At 40.8% G+C, this 22,376-nt stretch carries 20 protein-coding genes, 4 tRNA genes and 1 pseudogene; 6 read left to right on the top strand and 19 right to left on the bottom strand.

The window, feature by feature from the left end:
- Nucleotides 1-53: 53 nt before the first annotated feature.
- The 11 genes from KO530_RS01800 to KO530_RS01850 all read right to left on the bottom strand — a co-directional run bounded on the left by KO530_RS01800 (nt 54) and on the right by KO530_RS01850 (nt 11,160).
- A complete protein-coding gene (locus tag KO530_RS01800; protein WP_216046671.1) occupies nt 54-968 on the bottom strand; it encodes a choice-of-anchor L domain-containing protein in 915 nt (304 codons plus the stop codon).
- A 296-nt stretch (nt 969-1,264) separates the two neighbouring features.
- Complete coding sequence (locus KO530_RS01805; RefSeq protein ID WP_216046672.1) at nt 1,265-1,645, bottom strand: VOC family protein; 381 nt, start codon at nt 1,643-1,645, stop codon at nt 1,265-1,267.
- 129 nt (nt 1,646-1,774) lie between these two features.
- Nucleotides 1,775-5,023: a glycoside hydrolase family 15 protein gene (locus tag KO530_RS01810; protein WP_216046673.1), complete on the bottom strand. Its 3,249-nt coding sequence runs from the start codon at nt 5,021-5,023 to the stop codon at nt 1,775-1,777.
- A gap of 566 nt (nt 5,024-5,589) precedes the next feature.
- Nucleotides 5,590-6,486, bottom strand: a complete 897-nt coding sequence (locus tag KO530_RS01815) for a YihY/virulence factor BrkB family protein (protein ID WP_216046674.1) — start codon at nt 6,484-6,486, stop codon at nt 5,590-5,592.
- 407 nt (nt 6,487-6,893) lie between these two features.
- Nucleotides 6,894-6,980 (bottom strand) — tRNA-Leu (locus tag KO530_RS01820).
- A gap of 65 nt (nt 6,981-7,045) precedes the next feature.
- Nucleotides 7,046-7,119, bottom strand: a tRNA-Cys gene (locus KO530_RS01825).
- A gap of 4 nt (nt 7,120-7,123) precedes the next feature.
- Nucleotides 7,124-7,199, bottom strand: a tRNA-Gly gene (locus KO530_RS01830).
- A 162-nt stretch (nt 7,200-7,361) separates the two neighbouring features.
- Nucleotides 7,362-7,943, bottom strand: a complete 582-nt coding sequence (gene pgsA / locus KO530_RS01835; RefSeq protein WP_216046675.1) for a CDP-diacylglycerol--glycerol-3-phosphate 3-phosphatidyltransferase — start codon at nt 7,941-7,943, stop codon at nt 7,362-7,364.
- Between the two features lie 45 nt (nt 7,944-7,988).
- Complete coding sequence (uvrC, locus tag KO530_RS01840) at nt 7,989-9,815, bottom strand: excinuclease ABC subunit UvrC (protein WP_216046761.1); 1,827 nt, start codon at nt 9,813-9,815, stop codon at nt 7,989-7,991.
- A 12-nt stretch (nt 9,816-9,827) separates the two neighbouring features.
- Nucleotides 9,828-10,472 (bottom strand): UvrY/SirA/GacA family response regulator transcription factor, encoded by a 645-nt coding sequence (gene uvrY, locus KO530_RS01845; protein WP_216046676.1) that lies wholly within the window; start codon nt 10,470-10,472, stop codon nt 9,828-9,830.
- Nucleotides 10,473-11,068: 596 nt separating this feature from the next.
- Nucleotides 11,069-11,160 (bottom strand) — tRNA-Ser (locus KO530_RS01850).
- Nucleotides 11,161-11,463: 303 nt separating this feature from the next.
- Here KO530_RS01850 and KO530_RS01855 point away from each other — a divergent pair.
- From KO530_RS01855 to KO530_RS01875, 5 genes are all read left to right on the top strand, one after another.
- The gene (locus tag KO530_RS01855) at nt 11,464-12,141 is read left to right on the top strand and encodes a Bax inhibitor-1/YccA family protein (RefSeq protein ID WP_216046677.1); all 678 of its coding nucleotides are present in this window, start codon (nt 11,464-11,466) and stop codon (nt 12,139-12,141) included.
- Nucleotides 12,142-12,229: 88 nt separating this feature from the next.
- Complete coding sequence (gene tusD / locus KO530_RS01860; RefSeq protein ID WP_216046678.1) at nt 12,230-12,622, top strand: sulfurtransferase complex subunit TusD; 393 nt, start codon at nt 12,230-12,232, stop codon at nt 12,620-12,622.
- Nucleotides 12,619-12,978, top strand: coding sequence for a sulfurtransferase complex subunit TusC (gene tusC / locus KO530_RS01865; protein WP_216046679.1), 360 nt, complete (start codon nt 12,619-12,621; stop codon nt 12,976-12,978). Before tusD ends, tusC begins: the two co-directional genes overlap by 4 nt.
- The gene (gene tusB, locus KO530_RS01870; RefSeq protein ID WP_216046680.1) at nt 12,975-13,262 is read left to right on the top strand and encodes a sulfurtransferase complex subunit TusB; all 288 of its coding nucleotides are present in this window, start codon (nt 12,975-12,977) and stop codon (nt 13,260-13,262) included. The genes tusC and tusB overlap by 4 nt, the downstream gene beginning before the upstream one ends.
- Before the next feature lie 8 nt (nt 13,263-13,270).
- Nucleotides 13,271-13,609 (top strand): TusE/DsrC/DsvC family sulfur relay protein, encoded by a 339-nt coding sequence (locus KO530_RS01875; RefSeq protein WP_216046681.1) that lies wholly within the window; start codon nt 13,271-13,273, stop codon nt 13,607-13,609.
- Between the two features lie 52 nt (nt 13,610-13,661).
- On the opposite strand, the gene serS is transcribed toward KO530_RS01875, so the two are convergent.
- The 7 genes and pseudogenes from serS to lrp all read right to left on the bottom strand — a co-directional run bounded on the left by serS (nt 13,662) and on the right by lrp (nt 20,342).
- Nucleotides 13,662-14,957: a serine--tRNA ligase gene (gene serS / locus KO530_RS01880; protein WP_216046682.1), complete on the bottom strand. Its 1,296-nt coding sequence runs from the start codon at nt 14,955-14,957 to the stop codon at nt 13,662-13,664.
- Nucleotides 14,958-14,967: 10 nt separating this feature from the next.
- Entirely contained in the window at nt 14,968-15,351 is a 384-nt protein-coding gene (crcB, locus tag KO530_RS01885) for a fluoride efflux transporter CrcB (RefSeq protein WP_216046683.1), read from the bottom strand.
- An 11-nt stretch (nt 15,352-15,362) separates the two neighbouring features.
- Nucleotides 15,363-16,670 (bottom strand): replication-associated recombination protein A, encoded by a 1,308-nt coding sequence (locus tag KO530_RS01890; RefSeq protein WP_216046684.1) that lies wholly within the window; start codon nt 16,668-16,670, stop codon nt 15,363-15,365.
- A 2-nt stretch (nt 16,671-16,672) separates the two neighbouring features.
- Nucleotides 16,673-17,317: an outer membrane lipoprotein chaperone LolA gene (lolA, locus tag KO530_RS01895; protein ID WP_252728704.1), complete on the bottom strand. Its 645-nt coding sequence runs from the start codon at nt 17,315-17,317 to the stop codon at nt 16,673-16,675.
- Nucleotides 17,318-17,322: 5 nt separating this feature from the next.
- Nucleotides 17,323-17,562 (bottom strand): DNA translocase FtsK, encoded by a 240-nt coding sequence (locus KO530_RS22275; RefSeq protein ID WP_436792290.1) that lies wholly within the window; start codon nt 17,560-17,562, stop codon nt 17,323-17,325.
- Nucleotides 17,563-17,588: 26 nt separating this feature from the next.
- A pseudogene (locus KO530_RS01900) lies at nt 17,589-19,761 on the bottom strand (DNA translocase FtsK 4TM domain-containing protein); the annotation flags it as partial.
- Between the two features lie 95 nt (nt 19,762-19,856).
- Entirely contained in the window at nt 19,857-20,342 is a 486-nt protein-coding gene (lrp, locus tag KO530_RS01905; protein WP_216046686.1) for a leucine-responsive transcriptional regulator Lrp, read from the bottom strand.
- A gap of 129 nt (nt 20,343-20,471) precedes the next feature.
- Here lrp and ald point away from each other — a divergent pair, with 129 nt between their 5' ends.
- Nucleotides 20,472-21,602 (top strand): alanine dehydrogenase, encoded by a 1,131-nt coding sequence (ald, locus tag KO530_RS01910; protein WP_216046687.1) that lies wholly within the window; start codon nt 20,472-20,474, stop codon nt 21,600-21,602.
- Between the two features lie 74 nt (nt 21,603-21,676).
- Here the strand turns inward: ald and pyrF are convergent, their stop codons facing one another.
- The gene (gene pyrF / locus KO530_RS01915; RefSeq protein ID WP_216046688.1) at nt 21,677-22,372 is read right to left on the bottom strand and encodes an orotidine-5'-phosphate decarboxylase; all 696 of its coding nucleotides are present in this window, start codon (nt 22,370-22,372) and stop codon (nt 21,677-21,679) included.
- Nucleotides 22,373-22,376: the final 4 nt, after the last annotated feature.

Below are 22,376 nucleotides of genomic sequence, written 5' to 3' on the forward strand. Positions count from 1 at the left end.
AGACAAAAAAAAGACCAAGTTAAACTTGGTCTCTTATATTCTCACAAATACACTTAGCTACGACGTCTCAACCGCATCATTAAACCTAGTCCACTGAGCAATAAAAAAACGCCTAGAGGTTCATCGACGTTGGTAGTCGGTGGATTATTCACTCCACCGTCGTTGTCAGTATAAATACCAGTTAAGTTACTTAAGAATACGCCACTGTCATAAACGCTGTCTGACGTATCAGCGATAGCAATTTTAAGGGTATGCTGAGTTAAACTTTCATCAACCAGACCGATTAAATTTAAGTTCTGACTAAATCCATCATACTCAATATCGAATAATCCTGTTGTATTATCCAAGAAGTTACTCGCATTAGCTCCTTCAACAAATGACACTAAACTTGAATCTGGAAAAAACGCATAGTTGGTTCCATCTACAAATACACCGAACACATCAGTGACTCCCTGATCTGGGAATTCATCACTACCGAATATGAAATCTAGAGATATAGCGTTAAAACCTGCGCCCAACATGAAATCAAATTCTATATAATTGACATCATTGGTTATTGATGATGGCGCACCCGCATCATTCAAAATTGCGGTTAAGTCTGCATCACCTCCGGTTCCTGGAATGAAAGGGTCAAAACTTGTTTCTGTGTTAACACTAGGTATGTTCGCTGTACCACTGGTTAATACTGCACCTTCTCCCATACTGACAGTAGAAGAGCCATCAGTAATATTAACACCGGAAAAAATACCAGACTGGGCAGAGTTACTGCTGAAACCATCACCAATTGCCCCTACAAAGGTTTCACTACCTGCAATTACACTTACACCACCACCGGAAACAACCAAAGAACTGGTAATGTCAGAGATAGCGTCATCGCCAGTTTCAATTAAATCCAGTCCTAACAATCCTGCGTTAGCACTAAAAGAGGAGACGAAGAATAGCGAAATGCCAAGGTTTTTTATTTTCATTAGATTAATCCTTATCAAATGTAAACATGTTTTATCTTAAAACCCAATAATACCTCTACTCCTTGAGTTTTGTTCATTTTATGAGCAAGCATAACATAGGCCAAAATATTTATCTTTGTAAAAACAAAAACATAAAAACAAGCAGGTTGCTTAAAGGAGTGAAAGTGTAAATTTATTTGACAGAAAATTGTGACAGAAAAAACTGAATAAGAGGTATAAGAAAAAGATAACAAGATAACAAGTTAACAATTTATGCCTGCCTTATTCGGCAGACATAAATATAAATAATGTAACGCTTAGCCCATGCGCTTCAAAGCACAGAGTTTATTTCCTGCTGGATCTTTCAAATAAGCTAAATACATGTCACCTGAAGGAGATTTGCGGATCCCAGGAGGATCTTCACAGTCAGTACCACCATTTGCCAAACCAGCAGCATGCCAAGCATTTCCTTGTTCTGGACTATCTACTGAAAAACCAATAGTACTGCCATTACCATGACTTGCAGGCTCACCATTAATTGGTTTAGTAATTGCGAAAATACCAGTATCAGTTATATAAAAACAGCGACCTTTAGGGTCAATGACACCAGGTTTGCAACCTAACTCAGCGAAAGTAGCATCATAAAACGCTTTCGACTCTTCTATGCTATTTGCACCTAACATAATGTGACTAAACATAACTTTACTCCGTTAAATCATTTTCTGAACGAATAGATTACCGTGAAAAACACCAATAATCTATTCGTAATCTCAGCTTTAATTTGCGCTATACGTTTTTATTTAAATTTAGTCATTGTTAAACTTATTTTACTCGTCTGCTTCAGAATTGACCTTCTTTTTGTCATCCTGTTGTGGTTCAAACTGTTCATTCGCACTAGAGCGAACCGTTAATAACATACTCAGAGCAGACACAATAAATGCTGTGGTTTTTTGTGGTGATAGAGTGTAAAAATAATCCCATGCCTGACTCTTATGATCGGTATAACTATCTACTCTATCGGGATATTTGTCGATATAAGCTAGTTTGACAGCGTGACCGATAGTAGCATCAACAATAATCGGCTCATCGATTTTCAAACTTGAATTTTGTTCAAAAAAGCTTGCCATTGCATTTAATGATTCAATGGTTAATTGGCGATATTCTGCGGCATGAATATTATTCAACAGGTGTTCGGTTATCAGCGCAAAGGCTGTTTCTCCAGGAGTCATATCACTCAATACAATACCGCTATCAATGCGATTCCTGCGGTCCATCTTATTACCAATCACTAGCCCTGGCGTATGGTGTAAAATTTGCCAAATCTGTTGATTGAAAGATGCAGAACGACGGTCAATAATCCCCTGATGTTGTCGCCACACTAACCAGCCATCTTTGGGCGTAGAAAGTTGTTCAAGCCCTAAGTTTTGCTGCCAGTTTAGTTTTTCGGAAATACCTTTAGCATGCAATTTTTCCATTTTTTGCGGTAAATCAGAGAGCGATTGATAATCTTCTAATACCGCTTCCAAGCGTTCCTGAATGACCGACGGTGCCATGGCCATCAAACTTTCGTACGCTTCATCGGTAGCTAACTTCTGTGAACGCGCAATTTGGCTGGTAAGCAATATAATTAGGTGACTGACACGGATCGTCATTAATTCTCTGAATAATTCGGGACGTGCTTTAATTAACAATCCAAGGCATAACAACACTTCTTGGGTTAAAATTTGGTCGCGCACATCATCACGGCAATAATGATGAATTTTTGCTAATAACTCGTCATCAGTTAAAGGCCTAGATATAAGCGATTCGTCGGTATAAGAACGCCCAACTTGAATGTTTTTCTGGGCAACCAGGATTGCGCTTACCACTAAGCCAAGATCACCATCTACTTTTTCTAATAAGCCTGCTGCATGGCGCAATACAGACCAAAGCCGTAAGCGCCCTGCTTCACTATAAACCTCTTCAAGCGCGTCTGTTAATCGATAACAGGTATCACTGTAGGTAATGGTTGAATCCAACCCTTGAAGTTTTACCAATACCGATAAAATTTCGACTTGTTCAAATAAATTATCTGAGGCGGCCAATCTATCTGCTAGCAATTGCGTATCAGTGATAAAGGAGATTTCAACTTCTTCACTTTGTGTTAAAGGTGCATTGGAGCCGCTAGAGATTAATGTAGTTCTAAATGGCGTAACACTAATGGATATTTCATTTGGTAACGCATAGCCATTCAAATCATCAAAACGCTCAATTGCCGCTGTAGGAGTGAGTTGCGCCATTTTGCCCATTTTCACAGGAATACCGTCTACGTAACCGGAATCAATCTTTTTTATCAGTTCGAAAAAGGAAGTTCTGTCAGCATCTAACATTTGACGAGTTAACATAACGGTCACGGTAGGTCTGCCTGTTTCCGTCCAATTTCGATGCAAATAACTCAACTCACTTTTGAAGCGTCGAACCATAAAATCGATGTCATAGCTTAAAAAGAACGCTTGTTGAATAAAAGATGGGGTTAAGCAAACAAAACGTGATTTGCCTAATACATACACTCGGCTTGTGGTTAAACTTTTGGGGATCCTAAAAGAGCGCCCAGTTAATCCTAACGACTGATTCGCACCGACTTGCGAATACATAGTTGCAATGTCTTCTGGTCGACAAACCTTAACCGGTGAAATATCGCTGATCGTTTCCGTCATTAGTCCACTGCCTGCCAATTCAGATTGCAGTGCTTCGTCTTCAGCCAAAAATACTAGTTGAACAACTGGTTGTTTGACAGGTTTAACATGTCGACGTCCGATCGGATCTAAGTCACCCGGACGTAACAGTCCATCTTCCAACATCGCGCCTAATAAGAATAAACTCTGAGCCCAAACAAGAGGAACGTTCTCGTTTGGCAAACGATCTTGCGAATGTGGAGTTTCTCGCTCTTTATCAATGGATTCTAAAGGTACATAATACAATTCGGGAAGCAGTAGATGACCTTCTTGCTCAACCATCACCGAGTCTAAACGACTTCGATAATGCTCCACTTGCTGTCTGTCATCTCTAAAAATGGCGTCTAAATACAAATAGGCATAAAACAAAGGCCACTCTGACTCAATGTTTTCAAATTGTTTTAGCTCTTGTTCTTCATAGTGAAGACGACCTTCATCTTCTAATACGGTTTGGTGGCCGTCACGTAGGAAACGTTTTAACCCATATCTACCTTCAAGTTTACCAATAATATCGTTCCGTACCTTATCCGAAAGCGTTTGATTTGGAACCGCAAACGCCGGAAAGCCGACAACACTCAACAAAGCTGCATCTATTTCTTTGGTAATGGACTCCCTTGGTAACATAGCACTTAGCGTAATATTGGCTTGAGCGATATTATCCGGTACAACGTGAATAACAGAATTTTGTGAGCCCTTAGCGCCAAATAAATTAAATCCTGATAATGCTTCCAACGCGGCTTTGGCCATGCCTAACGAACTTGCGTTTAGCTCAACATGTCCGCTGTTAGATTTAGCCCCACGCTCCCAAATACCAAAATCTGGTGTGCGATAAGCCCGTTCAATGTAGAACACCAAGTTCTGAATAAAATCAACTTCTTCATCGCTCCAAATTAACTCTAATCCAGATGCGATCATTTGCGTTAGTGTCAGCAAAAATACAGAGGTCGCATCAATTTGCAAATGTCCCCATTCATGATCTGCCACTACATTGTCGCCGGTCGCGGTATCATATTTTGCATGCAGGGAATCATCTGGACTACGGCTTTTTTTGAAGGCTTCGACTTTAGCTGACTGACTCATCATTGACCGTAACAAACCACGCATTAATTTTACCGTGCGCTGTTGAAGCTCAAATCCACGCCCTCCATCATCATCCAATTGGCGATATGCTAACGCTAGTCCCCAAACAGCTAAAATACTGTAAACATTATCCCGTACCCACGCATCTTGATAATTACCATGATTTGTTATCGCAGTACTAGCCGGCAATAACCCCGATATAGGGTGCTGTTTGTCAATTATGACCGCCTTAATTTGCTGATAATATTTATCTAGGCTGATTCTTAAGTTAATGTCTTGCATAGTCGTTCCTATCACTGTGGAAAAGAGATGCTGAAAATGTGCATCTTGAAAAAGTTAATCACATTATGCTTTTAGTACGATCGATAAATTACCACCGTGATTTCAAAAATGAGTTACGTCTTTAACTACTTGTTTTACTACTTAGGGCCATAACAGTACTTAGCTTAATATAAAGTTAGCGAGCAAGGTTCACGCCAATCATAGCTGCACAAGTTATTTAGCATCCAAGTTTCAATTCAATTAAGCGCAAAACTTCAAATAACCTAATTTGCCTACGCTTAAGTTAGTCATTTGCATGCTTAATTCAAACTAAATCGATTAAGTAAAGCATATAATAAGGCTCAGATAAACAGCTATCAATAGTTTAATGCACACATTGTGTGCATTAAACTTATACAACTCATTGCATCTTAAGATCTAAAAAGATGGTTTGATCCGTCTTGGGAACCGCTGTGAAAACACTATTTGAAGGCTTCGTTGTACATATGATTTTTAGGCGTTCTGTTTGTACCGCCTAATCCGACTGTCTGTGCCCTCTTATCCTGCGCTTACACGAAACAGAAAACCTACGACATTATTCGTTTATCGATTCGTACTGCAGTATTACGCGGCACTATAGATTTTCCTCTAGCCTCCAAATGAACACGGGTAAATGCAGCCCCGAATAGCAAGATTAGCGACGAATAATAAACCCAAAGTAAAATTATCACCACTGAACCAGCCGCACCATAGGCAGACGCGGTTGCGGTATAAGCCAGATAAGCTGCAATCCCATAACGGCCTAATGAAAACAATATCGCGGTGACCAGAGCACCCGCCATAACATCTTTCCAACTGAGTTTGACATCTGGCAGTACTTTAAAAATAGTCGCAAACAACAGTGCGATCATCGCCAATGAAACGATAAACTCAGCGCTTCCGAGTAACATTTCAACGAATGGTAGAAACTCAGCGGTGTAATTAAGCACGGCTCGCAAAGCTACACCAAGTAGCAAAGACACAAGCAATACAAAACCGATTGATAGCACCACCATTAATGAAAATAATCGTTTTTTGGCTAGCAAAAACAAACCGTTGCGATCAGGACTCGCGGTTACCCCCCATATTGAATTTAGAGAATACTGCATTTGACCAAATACCGTGGTTGCACCTAACATCAATGCTCCAACCCCAAGTAAAGTTGGTAATATTCCTGAAGCTTCTATTCGAGATTGGCTTACCGCACGTTCAACTACAGCAGCGGCCTCTTTGCCCATGATGTCAGCAAACTGAGCGACTATTTGCCCTTGAGCGGCGTCTTCCCCTAAAACTAGGCCAATCACAGTGACTGCAATAATGACAATAGGCGCTAACGAAAACAGTGTGTAAAAAGCTAGAGCCCCAGCATAACTGAAGGCATTTTCATCCAACCACAATTTACCTGTATCCCGTAAAATATTTTTCCAATAGTGCACAAAGTGCATCGTAATCCTACTCCATTAATGAGGTCGAACAGATAACAGGCTATTCAGTTATCGTTACGTCTGAAATAAAAGAAAGCAGAGTAAAACACATCCCTGATCTAATCAATTAACAATCGCGGGGCTAAAGCAACCGCATACAAAAACCGTAGCATGGCCTTCAGGCCATGGGCATCAATTAACAATCGCTAGGTTAACGCCTCCACCTACAAAAACCGTAGCATGGCCTTTAGGCCATGGACATCAATTAACAATCGCGGGGCTAAAGCCACCACCGACAAAACCAACTGATATGGCTAACTGTTGAACTGGAAATTTTAATACACACAGCGACTGTTAAAGTCCGCGCAAATTGAAGTATGAAGTATGAAATAAATGAAGAAGTATTGCTGAATTCTCTAAAAAGAGAATGGTGCCCGGGGCCGGACTTGAACCGGCACGATCTTACGATCGAGGGATTTTAAATCCCTTGTGTCTACCAATTTCACCACCCGGGCATCGGATGAACTCACATAACCTGTGAGAGGGTTTTCCAAGCCTCATACTAAATGAGGAGGCGTTATGGAGGCGGAACCCGGAGTCGAACCGAGATCCACGGATTTGCAATCCGCTGCATAGCCATTCTGCCATTCCGCCAATTTGGAGCGGGAAACGAGACTCGAACTCGCGACCCCGACCTTGGCAAGGTCGTGCTCTACCAACTGAGCTATTCCCGCATTTAACTGCTTTTAAATCTTTTCAGTTAATTACATTTGGCTCTCGCTAAATGATGGCGTGCATTTTACATTCAAAGAGATAACTGTCAACAACAAAAATGATGATTTTGTACTGTTTGCACGAAAAATGACTTAAACGCATCAATTTCGAGCAAACCGTGTTTATTTTATACTAGATTGCTCATTACTGGTTAAGCTTTTCCAAGCTGCGACTGTATAAGAAACCATCGACCAAGCCGACAACACCGCAGAAATATATAATAATACGTAACCCAGTTTCACCCAATAGATGGGGAATCCCATGAAATAATCCATTTCAGACAATAAACCGATCAACGCAAGCATTTGCGCCATGGTTTTTGCTTTACCAATAAATGAAACCGCAACGATGTCACTTTTACCATGTTGCCCCATCCATTCGCGCAGCGCTGAAATATACACTTCCCTCGACATTAACAAAATCGCAGGAATAGTGATCCACACAGTATTATAACTATGGGTAATCATTAACAATGCGGCAGCTACAATCAGTTTATCTGCCACTGGGTCTAAAAATGCCCCAAATGCAGAAGACTGCTTTAATTTCCGTGCTAAGTAACCATCAAACCAATCAGTTAACGCTGCAAACCAGAATATAAATGCTCCAGCTTGTCTGGCCCACTCCCAATCGAGATAGTACACCACCACAAATACAGGGATGAGTACGACTCTTAACATGGTAATAATATTTGGAATTGTCCACATACTTCTATCTAACCTTTGCTTAATTTTCCAGTATTTGAGTCTTGGTTAAGAATGCAGATGCTCATAAATAATATCAGCAAGCTCTTCACTAATTCCAGGCACTCGGGATATCTCGTCTCGGCTAGCTTGCAAGACGCCGTGGATTCCCCCCATGTACTTTAATAAACTTTGTCGCCGCTTAGCACCCACTCCGGGAACTGACTCTAATACGGAGGTGCGCTTAGCTTTTTGACGCTGTTGTCGGTGACCGGTGATAGCAAAACGATGGGATTCATCTCGAATATGTTGAATCAAATGTAGTGCTGGGGAATCGGCGGACAAGGGTATAGTATCATGATTCCCAGCAAGAATAAGCGTCTCTAACCCAGGTTTTCGACTCGTTCCTTTAGCCACACCAATTAACAATGGTTTTTTAGGGGCTTTCCAATTTTCAAAATGCGCTTCTGCTTGGGCTAATTGGCCTTTACCACCATCAATAAAAACGATATCTGGAATTTTAGATTCGTCAGTAGGTTGTTTATAGCGTCGGCTCAATGCCTGCGCCATAGCAGCGTAGTCATCCCCTGGGGTGATACCTTCAATATTATAGCGACGATAATCTGTTTTAAATGGTCCGTCACGATTAAACACAACACAAGAGGCAACAGTTTGCTGGCCAGATGTATGGCTGATATCGAAACATTCCATTCGTTGAATCGGTTGCTCGAACTCCAATACCTTTTCCAACTCCAAATAACGAGCAAACACAGATTTTTGTTGATTCTGTTTAGCTTCTAATGCGTTCTCAGCGTTGGTGATGGCCAGTTGTAAATAACGTTTTTTCTCGTCTCTGGCACCTTTGTAAAATTTAACCTTGTATCCAGCTTCAGCACTTAACAGTTTTGTAATCGCGTCTTCATCTTCTAACCCCATTGGCATAACAATTTGTTTGGGGATGGTTTTGTTGCCAGCTAAATAGAACTGTAAAACGAAAGATTGTAAGATTTCCATTTCTGTCGTTTGGCTAGGTACTTTTGGAAAAAAGCTTTTACTACCTAACAACTTATTGTCACGGATAAATAAGCCTTGAATACTGGCTATTCCGTTACGATAAACAAAACCTAACACATCCATCTCTTGTTCGTTGCCACTCACCCACTGTTGCTCTTGAACTTTATTCAAGGCACTAATTTGATCGCGATAGCGGCCGGCAGATTCAAAACGCAACTCTTTACTGGCTTGCTCCATTTTATTCACCAGACTTTCAATAACTTGCTGATTTTTGCCTTTCAAAAACATGGTCGCAAGATTAATTTGTTCAGTGTACTCCTCGTCCGTCACCAAACCTTCCACACAAGGACCTGCACAACGTTTTAATTGATACTGCAAACAAGGACGGCTTCTCGCTCGATAATAGCTGTCTTCACACTGCCTAATCGGAAAAAGCTTTTGCATAGTCCTAAGACTTTCTCGGACTGCCCAAGCACTTGGGTATGGTCCAAAATAAGAGCCTTTTAACTTTTTTGATCCGCGATGCAATGCTAAACGAGGATGTCTATGTTCGGAGAGGAAAATAAAGGGGTAAGACTTATCATCACGTAAAACAACGTTGTATCGAGGTTTATATTTCTTGATGAAGTTATTTTCAAGAATGAATGCTTCCGTTTCACTGTGTACAACAGTCACATCCATGTCTGCAATTTGCCTGACCAACGACTGTGTTTTGATACTGTCGACGTTGGTTCTAAAATAACTCGATACACGCTTTTTTAAATTTTTCGCTTTACCAACATATATAACGTCGTTTTTATCATTATACATCCGGTAGACACCGGGTTTTGAAGTGAGATTTTTTAGAAAGCCTTTGTGATCAAAAGGAACTGCTTTATCCATCATGCCAATTTTTTATAGTTGATTACTATCGATTAAATTATGACGCAGGGCTAAATGGGTTAATTCCACATCTGACCCAACTTTCAATTTTTCAAACATTCGATAGCGGTAAGTATTAACCGTTTTGGCACTAATATTTAATTTGTTTGCAATATCTGGCACTCGGCTCCCTTTGGTAAGCATAATAGTAATCTCCAGTTCCCTACGAGATAACTGATCAAAAGGGTTAGTATCATTAAGGTTTAATTGACCTATGGCAATTTGCTGGGCAATTTCAGGCGCGATATAACGTTGACCAGAAGAAACTTTACGGATAGCAATGACCATTTCCTGCGGTTCAGTACCTTTAGTGATGTAGCCGTATGCGCCTAATTGCATCACTCTTGCAGGAATCGGGTTTTCGGTATGCACAGAAACCACTATTACTTTTGAATCTTGGGCATAATGAATAATTTGCTTCGTTGCTTCTAACCCGCCAATACCTGGCATATTCATGTCCATAAGCACAATATCAGGTGGAGAGTTGCGGCAAAACTTAATCGCTTCCTCACCATTATTGACTTCGCCAACAACTTTAAAATCAGCAACATCTTCAAGAATGCGACGGATACCGGTTCTCACCAATTCGTGGTCATCTACTAAAAGTAGTTTTATCAAAGCTTACCCCAAAATCAATCTACAGCACTATATTCATCAGACTTTGTAATTAATATTTGTCTTCTTAGATACATAGTTCGACAAATATTAATTACAAACTTCTAGCTAAATCCTAAAATCCCTTTGAGGAAACATATAAAGAGCAATTATAGCGGGATTAAAAATAACCTGTATAGGGTTAATTTGAAACTTAAAAACGAAAATAAGTAGGAGATATGTTTTTGCTCGCTGTAGGCGGTGGCTTTAGCCCCGCGATTAGCAATTTAACACCCATGGCCTAAAGGCCATGCTACGGTTCGTTGTAGGCGCTGGCTTTAGCCCCGCGATTAGCAATTTAACATCCATGGCCTAAAGGCCATGCTACAGTGTGTTGTAGGCGGTGGCTTTAGCCCCGCGATTAGCAATTTAATACCCGTGGCCTAAAGGCCATGCTACGGTTCGTTGTAGGCGCTGGCTTTAGCCCCGCGATTGCCATTTTAACACCCATGGCCTAAAGGCCATGCTACGGTGTGTTGTAGGCGGAGGCTTTAGCCCCGTATTTCATTTCTGCGAGGACAAAAAAGCAAAAACCCGCAACAAGTGCGGGTTTTTTAATGTGGCGGATAGCGAGGGATTCGAACCCCCGGTACGTTTGACCGTACGTCTGATTTCAAGTCAGGTGCATTAAACCGAGCTCTGCCAGCTATCCGAATTTTGTACTTCTTTAGCGAATTGAACTATTTGCTTTAGAGCTAAATTGTTCTGCGCTTCCGAAGTGGGGCGAATATTAATGACCTTTTTGCAGCTTGTAAAGAGGATAACGCAAATTTTTATTCAAACGCTCTTTCTTTGTCCGATTTGTTCGCTATTTCGACAATATATGGCTTGTTACAAAGAGTTGATACGATAATACTTGAAAAAGTGAACCAAACACCATACAAATAGACTAATTAAACAATACTATAGCAATTTGCTAAGTCACTCACTTTTATATGCCTATTGGAGGTTTTTTATGGATCAAGATCGTTATGTTCATGTAGACAGGGTTGGTTCTCGCCCGTCAGTATTGGAAACCAATAAGGTTCTCCGCAATACTTACATGTTGTTAGCAATGACATTAGCGTTTAGTGCAGTTTGTGCAGGCGCAGCAATGGCCATGGGGCTTGGCCAAGGCGCAGCAATGATTATGAGTCTGGCAGCTTTGGTAATGATATTTTTCTTAAATAAAGTTGAAAACAGCTCAAGTGGAATTTTGTTTGTTTTTGCTTTTACTGGTTTATTAGGTGGCTCTTTAGGGCCAATGCTTAACTATTATTTAGCATTCCCTGGTGGCCCTGCACTAATAATGCAAGCTTTAGGTACTACTGCGTTAGTATTTTTTGGTTTATCAGCTTATGTATTAACTACCAAGAAAGATTTTTCCTTTATGGGTGGTTTTTTGATGGTAGGTTTAATCGTTGCTGTAGTAGCGAGTCTTGCTAACCTTTTCTTAGGTATACCAGTACTAAGTTTAGCCATTAGCGCAGCCATTGTGTTCATCATGTCTGGACTAATTTTATTTGATACAAGTAGAATTGTTAATGGTGGTGAAACGAATTACATTCGCGCGACTGTTTCAATGTACTTAAACATCTATAACTTATTCACGTCAATTTTGCACTTACTAGGTGCTTTTGGCGGCGACGATTAATATTTTTTGATATGCTAAAACACCTCAGCTTTGCTGGGGTGTTTTTTTATGTGGCAACTAATGTCACCGTTAATATGGGATCATTTATTTGGCTAGCTTCTGCATAATAGTTACTTCTTCCCCACTTGAATCTCAGGACTGCTACAGTGCCTATCGTTTTGTTCAAGCCGCGATCGAAGATGGGCATAGTATCTCTGGCGTTTTCTTTTACCAATCAGGTGTAGAGCTTGCCAATTCATTTCAAACAATGCTTTCTGATGAATTAGCAATTTACCCTAAATGGTGTGAATTAGCAGATAAACACGCTATTCCTTTGCAAGTGTGTGTAACAGCAGCCAATCGACGGGGAATTTTAAGTGAACAAGACTCGCTACAAAATGACACACCTGCTCTATTCAATCTTAATCCTCCTTTTCAATCCGTGGGTATTGGCGAGCTAGTTAGCATGCTGAATGAAAGTGACAGGAGTATTCAATTTTGAAGTCTCTGGCAATCATTAATCAAACCGGACCAATGAACAACAATGCTGGACAAGAGTCGGTGGATTTAGTTTTAGCATCAGCAAGTTTTGGCCAATTCGTCAGCGTATTCTTTATTGATGATGGCGTGTTTCAGTTACTTACAAATCAAAATCCAGGAGAGTTAGAGCATAAGCATTTTGCAAAAAGCTTCGGTGCTTTTGAGTTTTATGATGTTGAAAATATTTTTGTGTGTAAAGAAAGTTTAGAAAAACGGGGGCTTGATAAAGCTCAGTTAAATGTAAGTTGTCAGCTATTAACGCCTTCAGAGTTAAATGCCCAGCTTCAAAAATCCGATAACATAATTACTTTGTCATGATCCTACATAAATTTTCAGTAAGTCCATTTTCCAATACGAATCTAGAAAATGCACTGTCACGTATCGATGCTAATGACGGCATATTATTGATGCAAGACGCAGTCTATGCATTAAATTCAGCTCCTATCTGTGAGCAACTATCGCAGCGCACAAAAAATCTGTATGCCCTTGAACCTGACTGCATAGCTAGAGGTATCCAGTGTAACGAATTTCCAATTCTCATGATTGACTATAATGGTTTTGTCGCCTTAACACTTGATTACGATAACTTAATATCTTGGTAGTAGAATAAATGGAACATTACATCGAGTTTAACAATAAAAAAATTGCCACTGATAAAATGGGGTACCTATTATCTGTAGATGATTGGGAGCCTGAACTAGCCGAAGTCATTGCAGCTAAAGAGAATATCGAATTAGACGAAAATCGCTGGCAAGTAGTGACATTTGTGCGGAACTTTTATTTGGAATTTAACACCAGCCCTGCCATTCGCGCATTAGTAAAAGCCATGGCCAACGAATATGGTCCTGAAAAAGGCAATAGTCGCTACTTACAGCGTTTATTTCCTAAAGGTCCCGCTAAACAAGCTACCAAGATTGCTGGGCTGCCAAAACCAGCAAAGTGTTTGTAATCAAATTGGCTAAAAAGAGAATGCAGCATGAATCATACTGCATTCTGAACTATTAGCTAACGGTGATTACTTCAACGCCATTCATATAAGGAATTAACACTTTAGGAATGGTCACTGAGCCATCTTGCTGCTGATAATTCTCTAGAATCGCTACCAACGTTCGTCCTACGGCTAAACCAGAACCATTTAGGGTATGCAATAACTCTGGCTTATTAGTTTCAGGGTTACGATATCTGGCCTGCATTCTGCGCGCTTGGAAATCCAACATATTAGAACACGAAGAGATTTCACGATAGGTATTCTGTGCTGGTAACCACACTTCTAAATCATAGGTTTTACAAGAACCGAATCCCATATCGCCAGTACACAGCAACATTTTACGATAAGGCAACTCTAGCAATTGCAGCACTTTCTCAGCGTGACCTGTCAACTCTTCCAACGCATCAAATGAATCTTCCGCCTTGACTAACTGCACCATTTCAACTTTATCGAATTGGTGATTTCGAATTAACCCTTTGGTATCTCTACCATATGAACCCGCTTCACTTCGAAAACACGGAGTATGCGCTGTTAACTTTATAGGTAATTCATTGGCACTGAAGATTTCATCGCGAGCGGTGTTCGTTAAAGGCACCTCTGCGGTAGGAATTAGGGACAAGCCCTGCCCCTCTTCAGTGGCCGGCATAGTATGAAATGCATCTTCTTTAAACTTAGGAAATTGTCCGGTGCCGAACATACTTGCTTCGTTAACTAAGTATGGTACGTACATTTCAGTATAACCATGCTCAGTAGTGTGCAAATCTAACATAAACTGAGTTAACGCTCGGTTTAAGCGAGCTATTTGTCCACGCATCACAACAAAACGCGAACCAGAAAGTTTCACCCCAGTTTCAAAGTCTAAGCCCTTAGCCAGTTTTTCCGCCACATCTACGTGATCATTCACCTCAAAATCGAACTCTCGTGGTGTTCCCCAGCGACTGACTTCCACATTTTGGTCTTCATTGCTTCCGACAGGAACGGATTCATCAGGCAGGTTTGGAATCCCTTGAGACCAAGCGGCAATTTCTTCTAGCAATTCAGCTAACTCAGATTTTGCTGCATCAAGATCGTCGCCTAATTTTCCCACTTCAGCTAACAGCGGAGCGATATCTTGACCAGATGCTTTCGCTTTACCAATAGATTTGGAACGAACGTTACGCTCGTTTTGCAATTCTTGGGTATGCATTTGCAACGCTTTTCGACGTTCTTCCAATGCATTAAATGCTTCTACATCAAGGGTGAAACCACGACTTTTTAATTTTTCGGCGGTTGCGTTTATATCGTTACGTAAGTATTTTGGATCTAACATTTGTTAATTCTTAACCTTTAACCAATTGCGTACCTAACCATGCTGCCATCAAGCAACAGGTTATATTTAAAAAGATATTTAAGATCCCTTTCAACCAAAGCCCTTGCTGCATAAGCAACAAAGTATCCACAGAGAACGTTGAGAAGGTAGTAAAAGCACCGAGTAAACCGATACCAATTGCAGTTCGCCATAACACTATTTCTATTTGGCCGTGTTCAATTAACGCGTACACCAAACCAAGAAAAAACGAACCAACCACATTGACCAGCAGTGTACCAAAAGGAAAGCCTTTACCAAACCATTGCAGCATCATTTGTGAAAGAAAAAAGCGCATGCACGCACCAACTGCCCCACCTGCAGCGATATAACTATAAATAGCGATACTGTGCGTCATTAATTGCCCTTTTACTGTTTACCATCTAAATCTTTTAGGAAACGTAATTTAGCCTTAATTTTTGTCTCAAGTCCACGTTCAACTGGTTGATAATACTCAGTATCGGGCATTTCTTCAGGAAAATAATTTTCACCGGCAGCATATGCGTGGGGTTCATTGTGGGCATAACGATAATCTTTGCCGTACCCCAAATCAGCCATTATCTTAGTAGGAGCATTCCGTAAATGTGCCGGTACTGGATAATCAGGCTTGTCTTTTACATCAGCCATGGCCGCCTTGAATGCGGTGTAAACGGCGTTACTTTTTGCAGCACAAGCACAATAAATAGTGGCTTGCGCAATGGCTCTTTCGCCTTCCGCTGCACCCACCCTATGGTAGATATCCCATGCATTTAGGCAAACCTGCATGGCTCTGGGATCGGCATTGCCAATATCTTCAGTGGATATCGCTAAAAGTCGCCTTGCTACTGCTAATGCGTCGCCACCGGCGGTTAATATTCTGGCGTACCAATACAAAGCACCATCAGCAGAAGATCCTCGAACGGATTTATGAAACGCAGACAACATGTCATAAAATAGATCTCCTCCTTTATCAAATTGTGAGACTTTTTCTCCCACAGCTTGAGCGACGGTTTCAATATCAACAATGCCCTCTTGCGCAAAATCCACGCTTAGTTCTAAATAATTGAGCAATCGACGAGCGTCGCCGCCAGCCAATTCTATTAGGCGTTTTTGAGCAACTGCATCAATTTGAATCGTTTGATTGCCTAAACCATTCACTTTGTCTTTCAAAGCCTGTTCTATAACCTGTTGTAGGTCTTGATGACTTAATGCTTGTAGAACATAGACTCGGGCACGAGACAACAACGCATTATTTAGTTCAAAAGAAGGGTTTTCTGTGGTCGCACCAATAAATGTCACAGTGCCGTCTTCAATAAAAGGCAAAAACGCATCCTGCTGAGCTTTGTTGAAACGATGGACCTCGTCTACAAACAATATGGTACGTTTGCTTTTTACCGCGGCATGCTGCTTGGCGACTTCAATTGCACTGCGGATGTCTTTGACCCCTGAGGTAACCGCAGAAATGCGTTCAATGTGAGCGTCACAATGGCTAGCAATAATCTCGGCTAACGTTGTCTTACCGGTACCTGGTGGCCCCCACAGAATCATTGAATGACAATTGCCGTTCTCTAATGATTTTCGTAACGGTTTATTCGGACCGATAATGTGTTGTTGACCAACGTATTGGTCAACCGTTTTGGGCCGCATTTTGGCCGCTAAAGGTTCAAATGAGGGAGTATCGTTAAAATCCAATTCCATTTTTAGCGTTGATCGTCCAAATCAAAACCATCGGGAATGGTAAAAACGAATTGTTCATCACCGATATTAATATTCTGTTTTACATCTGAGAAAGTCAACTGGCTGGTTTGTTGTTGGCGATCGATAAAACTCAACTGACTCAGCTGATTATTTTCAAATTTTAATTTTAATTCGCTAATTTGCGATTCTGGCGATATTGCAATAATACTGTACACATCATTATCAGCGTAAGTAATAGTAAATTCTGACCACTGCTCATTGCTTGGATTGGTCAATAATACAATGGGGTTGTTGGACACAGAATCGGCTTGGTTAATCGCTGTTACTTGTTCAACAAAAGGGTCTGAATACCATAGTGTTGTGCCATCAGCGACCATCAGGTTTTCATCAGGAGAATTCACCTGCCAAATCATTAAGTTGGGTTGTTTCAATGTCATTTGACCGGAGGATTCTTGCACTAGTTCCCCCTGTCCATCAGTAACTTTTTGTTCGAATGCAGCAGTAAAGGTTTTTAACGATAGTAATTTCTGTTTTAAATTTTCACTGGCATCTGGACTATCGCCTTGGTTCCCATGAGCGACGCTGATACTCGAAAGCATCAAAATTCCGACAAATACGCAGTATGACTTGATTAATTTACTTCTCATTTTGATTAATCCTTTGGTGGCGGTGGTGCTAAAACTTCACGAGTACCATTGTGACCCGCAGCACTTACGACGCCACTTTGTTCCATTTGTTCAACTAATCTTGCTGCGCGATTGTAACCAATTCTGAATTTTCGCTGCACACTGGAAACAGATGCCCGTCTAGATTCAGTAATAAACGCCACGGCTTCATCGTAAAACGCATCAAATTCCTGATCGGCTCCCTCTGGTTGCTCTCCAGGCAGCAAAACTTCTGCACTGCTTTCACCATTGAGTATTTCATCAATATAATTAGGTTCGCCCCGTTTCTTCCAATCTGCAACCACGGCATGTACTTCGTGATCATCAACAAAGGCTCCGTGTACCCGTGTGGGTACGCCTGTGCCAGGAGGTAAATACAACATATCCCCCATTCCCAACAACGACTCTGCTCCTTGTTGATCTAAGATGGTACGAGAATCAATTTTCGACGACACCTGAAAGGCAATACGGGTGGGAATATTGGCTTTAATTAGTCCAGTAATAACATCCACTGAAGGACGTTGTGTGGCAAGCACTAAGTGAATTCCTGCTGCCCTCGCCTTTTGCGCGATTCGAGCAATCAGTTCTTCCACTTTTTTCCCAACAATCATCATCATGTCGGCAAATTCATCAACCACAACGACAATGGCTGGCAATTTTTCTAAATCGGGGGCAACGGTTTCCATACTTTCTTCGAATCGCCACAGTGGATCTTTGATAGGTTGTCCGTCTTCGATAGCTTGTTTAATTTTCGCGTTGTAGCCTTTAAGATTTCTAACTCCTAAAGCTGACATCAATCGATAACGACGTTCCATCTCGCCTACACACCATCTTAATGCATTCGCCGCTTCTTTCATGTCAGTTACCACTTCAGACAACAAATGCGGGATGCCTTCATAGACCGAGAGCTCTAGCATCTTAGGATCAATCATTATCATACGCACATCTTCTGGAGATGATTTGTACAACAAACTGAGGATCATCACGTTGACCCCTACCGACTTACCGGACCCTGTGGTACCTGCAACTAATAAATGTGGCATTTTAGCTAAGTCCACAATCACAGGTTTACCCGATATATCGGCACCTAACACCATAGTCAGTGGCGAATCGTTGCCTTGGAAAGCTTGGCATGCGATAACCTCACTTAAACGTACCATGTCTCTATTTTTGTTCGGCAACTCTAATCCAATAACTGATTTGCCGGGGATAACTTCAACCACCCGAACGGACATTGCCGACATAGCACGAGCTAAATCTTTAGATAAGGCGGTAATTCGACTGACTTTCACGCCAGGTGCAAGGTCCAACTCAAAGCGCGTAATAACCGGACCTGGAAAAACTCCCACTACTTTAGCTTCAATATTAAAATCTAATAATTTTTCTTCCACTAGGCGGGAAACTATATCCAATTCTTCTTGGGTAATGGGGTTTTTAACTTTGTCAGCACGTTCTAACAAGTCAAATGAAGGTAACGGGCCTAAAGAATCATCGACCTCCCCTACTGGTTTTGCATTGCCATTTAAATGAGGTGCTGTGGTGTTTTGTGTTTGTTTTTCAGCTTGAATATCAGCCGTGGGCTCTGCCTTAAACGGTTCTGGTTGCTCGGTGTTTTGTTTTTCTTTTTTACCGGTTATTTTCTTTTTAAGCTCAGACACCGACAAAATACTGGGTTTAGGCTCAGGTTTAGGTTGTTCAAATATTTCTTCAGGAATAGTAATCGTTGGCTCTACGGGAGTGGCTCGTTCAGCGGCCTTAAATGTAGTGATCTCTACGTCATTATCACTTGTTTCATTGCTAGCTGATTTAAAAGTTAACCTTGCAATAGGACTTTGTTGAATTAGTTTTGGAGTGCGATATAAAAACAATCCCGACAAAATAGTTACTTCACCTAACTTATCGACGACCGTCACTAAGGAAATGCCAGTGACCAAGGTTATCCCCGTCAACAAAAAGCACAGTAACAGTAATGTAGTACCAACTAAACTAAAGTAAGGAATTAACGAACTACTGATTACGTCTCCAATCATACCACCGGCAGAAAAATGGAAAATATCATCAAAGTTGATACTCAAAATACCTGAAATACCCACTAAAAATAATATTGAGCCAATAATACGTAAGCCAATCGTTAAATAATCAATTTGTTCAATGCGTTTAACTTGCTGAAATAAAAACCAGCCAGTAAAGGCTATTATAAACGGCAAAATATACGCGAAGCGGCCAAAACTAAAAAATAGCACATCGGCAAACCAAGCACCTATAGGCCCTACCCAATTATGGATATTTCCTTGAAATCCAGCCTGAGACCAACTCGGGTCAGCACTATTAAAAGATGCTAAAGCAAGCAGAATAAAAAATGCGAAGGCACATGATAAAATCATGCCCACTTCCATTATTCGTTGTATTCCAGATAGACGCGCCATAAAACTATAATTCAATTCTAGGTATTATTTTTCTACCCATACCTTACCAGTGACAGTGCCAAAATCCTAGTTAATGCTCTCCCATTGAGTGCTATTTACTTCAGATTGATTTTAATTTGAGCAGTATGCTTAACTTCTTCCATAACCACATAAGTTCGTGATTCGCTGACACCAGGTAAACGCAATAATGTATCCCCTAGTAATTTTCGATAACTAGACATATCCGCGACTCTAGCTTTAAGTAAAAAATCAAAGTTGCCAGAAACTAGATGGCATTCTTGAATATCATCATGTTTTCTCACCGCCGTAGAAAATTCTTCGAAAATATCCACACTGGTTTTGCTTAACGTAATTTCCACAAAAACTAACATTGCAGCGCCTAACTTTTGTGGATCAAGTTGTGCGTAATAACCTGTGATATACCCTTGTTGTTCTAAACGCTTAACCCTTTCTAGACAAGGGCTGGCGCTTAATCCAACGGATTTAGCCAAATCGACATTTGAAATTTTTCCATTTTTTTGTAATTCAATCAGGATGTTACGATCGATTCTGTCGAGGTGTTTTGGGGTTTTTACCAGCATTATTTAAAACCGCATATCATTAATTTATCAGTATAATATACTGCATAACGCATAAAAACAGAACAAAAGTTTTTTTAATGTCGCATATACTGCGTGCCTATTCTTGCAATTCAAAAGGTTGGGTTAAAAATGCTAATTGGAGTTCCTAAGGAAATTAAAAATCATGAGTACCGTGTTGGATTAACACCTGCTGCGACAAAAGAGTTTGTCACACATGGCCACGAAGTACTGATAGAAAACAATGCTGGCGCTTCAATAGGGTTTGATAATGATCAGTATATTGCTGCTGGTGCGGTAATTATTGACACAGCAGAAGAAATCTTTGCCCGTGCAGAAATGATTGTGAAAGTAAAAGAGCCACAACCTAACGAATGTAAAATGCTTCGTGAAGGCCAGACCCTTTATACTTACTTGCATCTAGCACCTGATCCAACCCAAACGGAGCTATTAGTTGCATCTGGCGCAACCTGTATCGCCTATGAAACGGTTACAGACAATAGAAACGGTTTACCTCTTCTGGCTCCGATGAGTGAAGTTGCCGGCAGAATGTCTGTACAAGCAGGCGCTCATTATCTTGAAAAAGCACAAGGTGGTAGCGGCACACTACTTGGTGGTGTTCCAGGCGTAGCTCCAGGTAAAGTACTAGTAATTGGTGGTGGTGTTGTGGGCACTAATGCTGCCAAAATGGCAATTGGCCTTGGTGCTGATGTCACAATTTTAGATCGTTCATTAACTCGTTTACGCGAATTAGACGATATTTTTGCTAACCAAGTGAAAACCGTCTATTCAACCATAGATGCAATAGATTACTATTCGTCAAAAGCCGATTTGGTCGTTGGAGCAGTCTTAATTCCAGGAGCGGCAGCACCTAAACTACTTAGCAAAGAACATATTGCTAACATGAAAGAGGGTTCAGTTGTGGTTGATGTGGCAATAGATCAAGGTGGCTGTTTTGCAACCTCAAAAGCTACAACTCATCAAGATCCTGTCTACATCGTTGATGGTGTTGTCCATTACTGCGTTGCTAATATGCCCGGTGGCGTAGCAAGAACATCAACTATGGCATTGAATAATGCAACACTACCTTTCGGTTTGGCATTAGCCAATAAAGGACCAAAACAAGCAATGCTTGATGATGTTCACTTGTTAAATGGATTGAATGTCCATAAAGGCAAAGTGACATATAAAGCAGTGGTTGACGCCTTAGGTAAAGAGTTAAATCTAGAATATATGGACGCACGTGCAGCACTAGAAATGTAATATTGACTATTACACGTCACACACAAAAAAGCTGCTTTTAAAGCAGCTTTTTTATTGTTTCTAATTTAAATACTCTAAGCAACTGATAGATTAATATCCAATAACGCTCTTAGAGGATCGGCAGCCTGAGTAATTGGTCGGCCAATAACCATGTAATTAACCCCTGCTAATATTGCTTCAGGAGGTGTCATCACTCGCTGTTGGTCACCTTTATCAGACCCTAAAGGTCGAATACCGGGAGTAACCAATAGAAAATCTTTATCTAAGGAGCTTCTCAGAATCGGGGCTTCTTGTGCGGAACACACTACCCCATCTAACCCACAATTTTTTGTCAGCTTAGCCAGTCTTAAAACCTGTTGCTCAGGAGAATCTTTTATTCCAATTGCATTAAGTTGACTCTGTTCCATACTGGTGAGCACTGTCACTGCTATCAGTTTAGGTTGGTCCGCCCCTAGTGTAGCTAGTTGAGTTTTGGCGTTTTCCATCATTTTAGGACCACCGGAAGCATGCACATTTAACATCCATACTCCCAAGTCGGCCGCTGCCAAACATGCTTTGCCGACAGTGTTTGGAATGTCATGGAATTTAAGATCTAGAAAAACATCAAACCCCCTGTTAACTAATTCCTTTACAAACTCAGGACCAAAATAGGTAAACATTTCTTTACCGATCTTTAATTTGCATAAATTACTATCAAGTTGGCTAACTAAATTTAATGCTTTGGCCCTGTTATCAAAATCTAATGCAACTATGACTCTTGTATCACTCATAAAT

This window comes from Aliiglaciecola lipolytica, from assembly GCF_018860635.1.
Classification (GTDB): Bacteria; Pseudomonadota; Gammaproteobacteria; order Enterobacterales; family Alteromonadaceae; genus Aliiglaciecola; species Aliiglaciecola lipolytica_A.

Bases quoted from the DNA above. Each gene is read 5' to 3' on its own strand.
- KO530_RS01800 (WP_216046671.1), bottom strand. From the start codon at position 968: ATGAAAATAAAAAACCTTGGCATTTCGCTATTCTTCGTCTCCTCTTTT.
- KO530_RS01805 (WP_216046672.1), bottom strand. From the start codon at position 1,645: ATGTTTAGTCACATTATGTTAGGTGCAAATAGCATAGAAGAGTCGAAA.
- KO530_RS01810 (WP_216046673.1), bottom strand. From the start codon at position 5,023: ATGCAAGACATTAACTTAAGAATCAGCCTAGATAAATATTATCAGCAA.
- KO530_RS01815 (WP_216046674.1), bottom strand. From the start codon at position 6,486: ATGCACTTTGTGCACTATTGGAAAAATATTTTACGGGATACAGGTAAA.
- pgsA (WP_216046675.1), bottom strand. From the start codon at position 7,943: ATGTGGACAATTCCAAATATTATTACCATGTTAAGAGTCGTACTCATC.
- uvrC (WP_216046761.1), bottom strand. From the start codon at position 9,815: ATGGATAAAGCAGTTCCTTTTGATCACAAAGGCTTTCTAAAAAATCTC.
- KO530_RS01855 (WP_216046677.1), top strand. From the start codon at position 11,464: ATGGATCAAGATCGTTATGTTCATGTAGACAGGGTTGGTTCTCGCCCG.
- tusB (WP_216046680.1), top strand. From the start codon at position 12,975: ATGATCCTACATAAATTTTCAGTAAGTCCATTTTCCAATACGAATCTA.
- KO530_RS01875 (WP_216046681.1), top strand. From the start codon at position 13,271: ATGGAACATTACATCGAGTTTAACAATAAAAAAATTGCCACTGATAAA.
- serS (WP_216046682.1), bottom strand. From the start codon at position 14,957: ATGTTAGATCCAAAATACTTACGTAACGATATAAACGCAACCGCCGAA.
- crcB (WP_216046683.1), bottom strand. From the start codon at position 15,351: ATGACGCACAGTATCGCTATTTATAGTTATATCGCTGCAGGTGGGGCA.
- KO530_RS01890 (WP_216046684.1), bottom strand. From the start codon at position 16,670: ATGGAATTGGATTTTAACGATACTCCCTCATTTGAACCTTTAGCGGCC.
- lolA (WP_252728704.1), bottom strand. From the start codon at position 17,317: ATGAGAAGTAAATTAATCAAGTCATACTGCGTATTTGTCGGAATTTTG.
- lrp (WP_216046686.1), bottom strand. From the start codon at position 20,342: ATGCTGGTAAAAACCCCAAAACACCTCGACAGAATCGATCGTAACATC.
- ald (WP_216046687.1), top strand. From the start codon at position 20,472: ATGCTAATTGGAGTTCCTAAGGAAATTAAAAATCATGAGTACCGTGTT.
- pyrF (WP_216046688.1), bottom strand. From the start codon at position 22,372: ATGAGTGATACAAGAGTCATAGTTGCATTAGATTTTGATAACAGGGCC.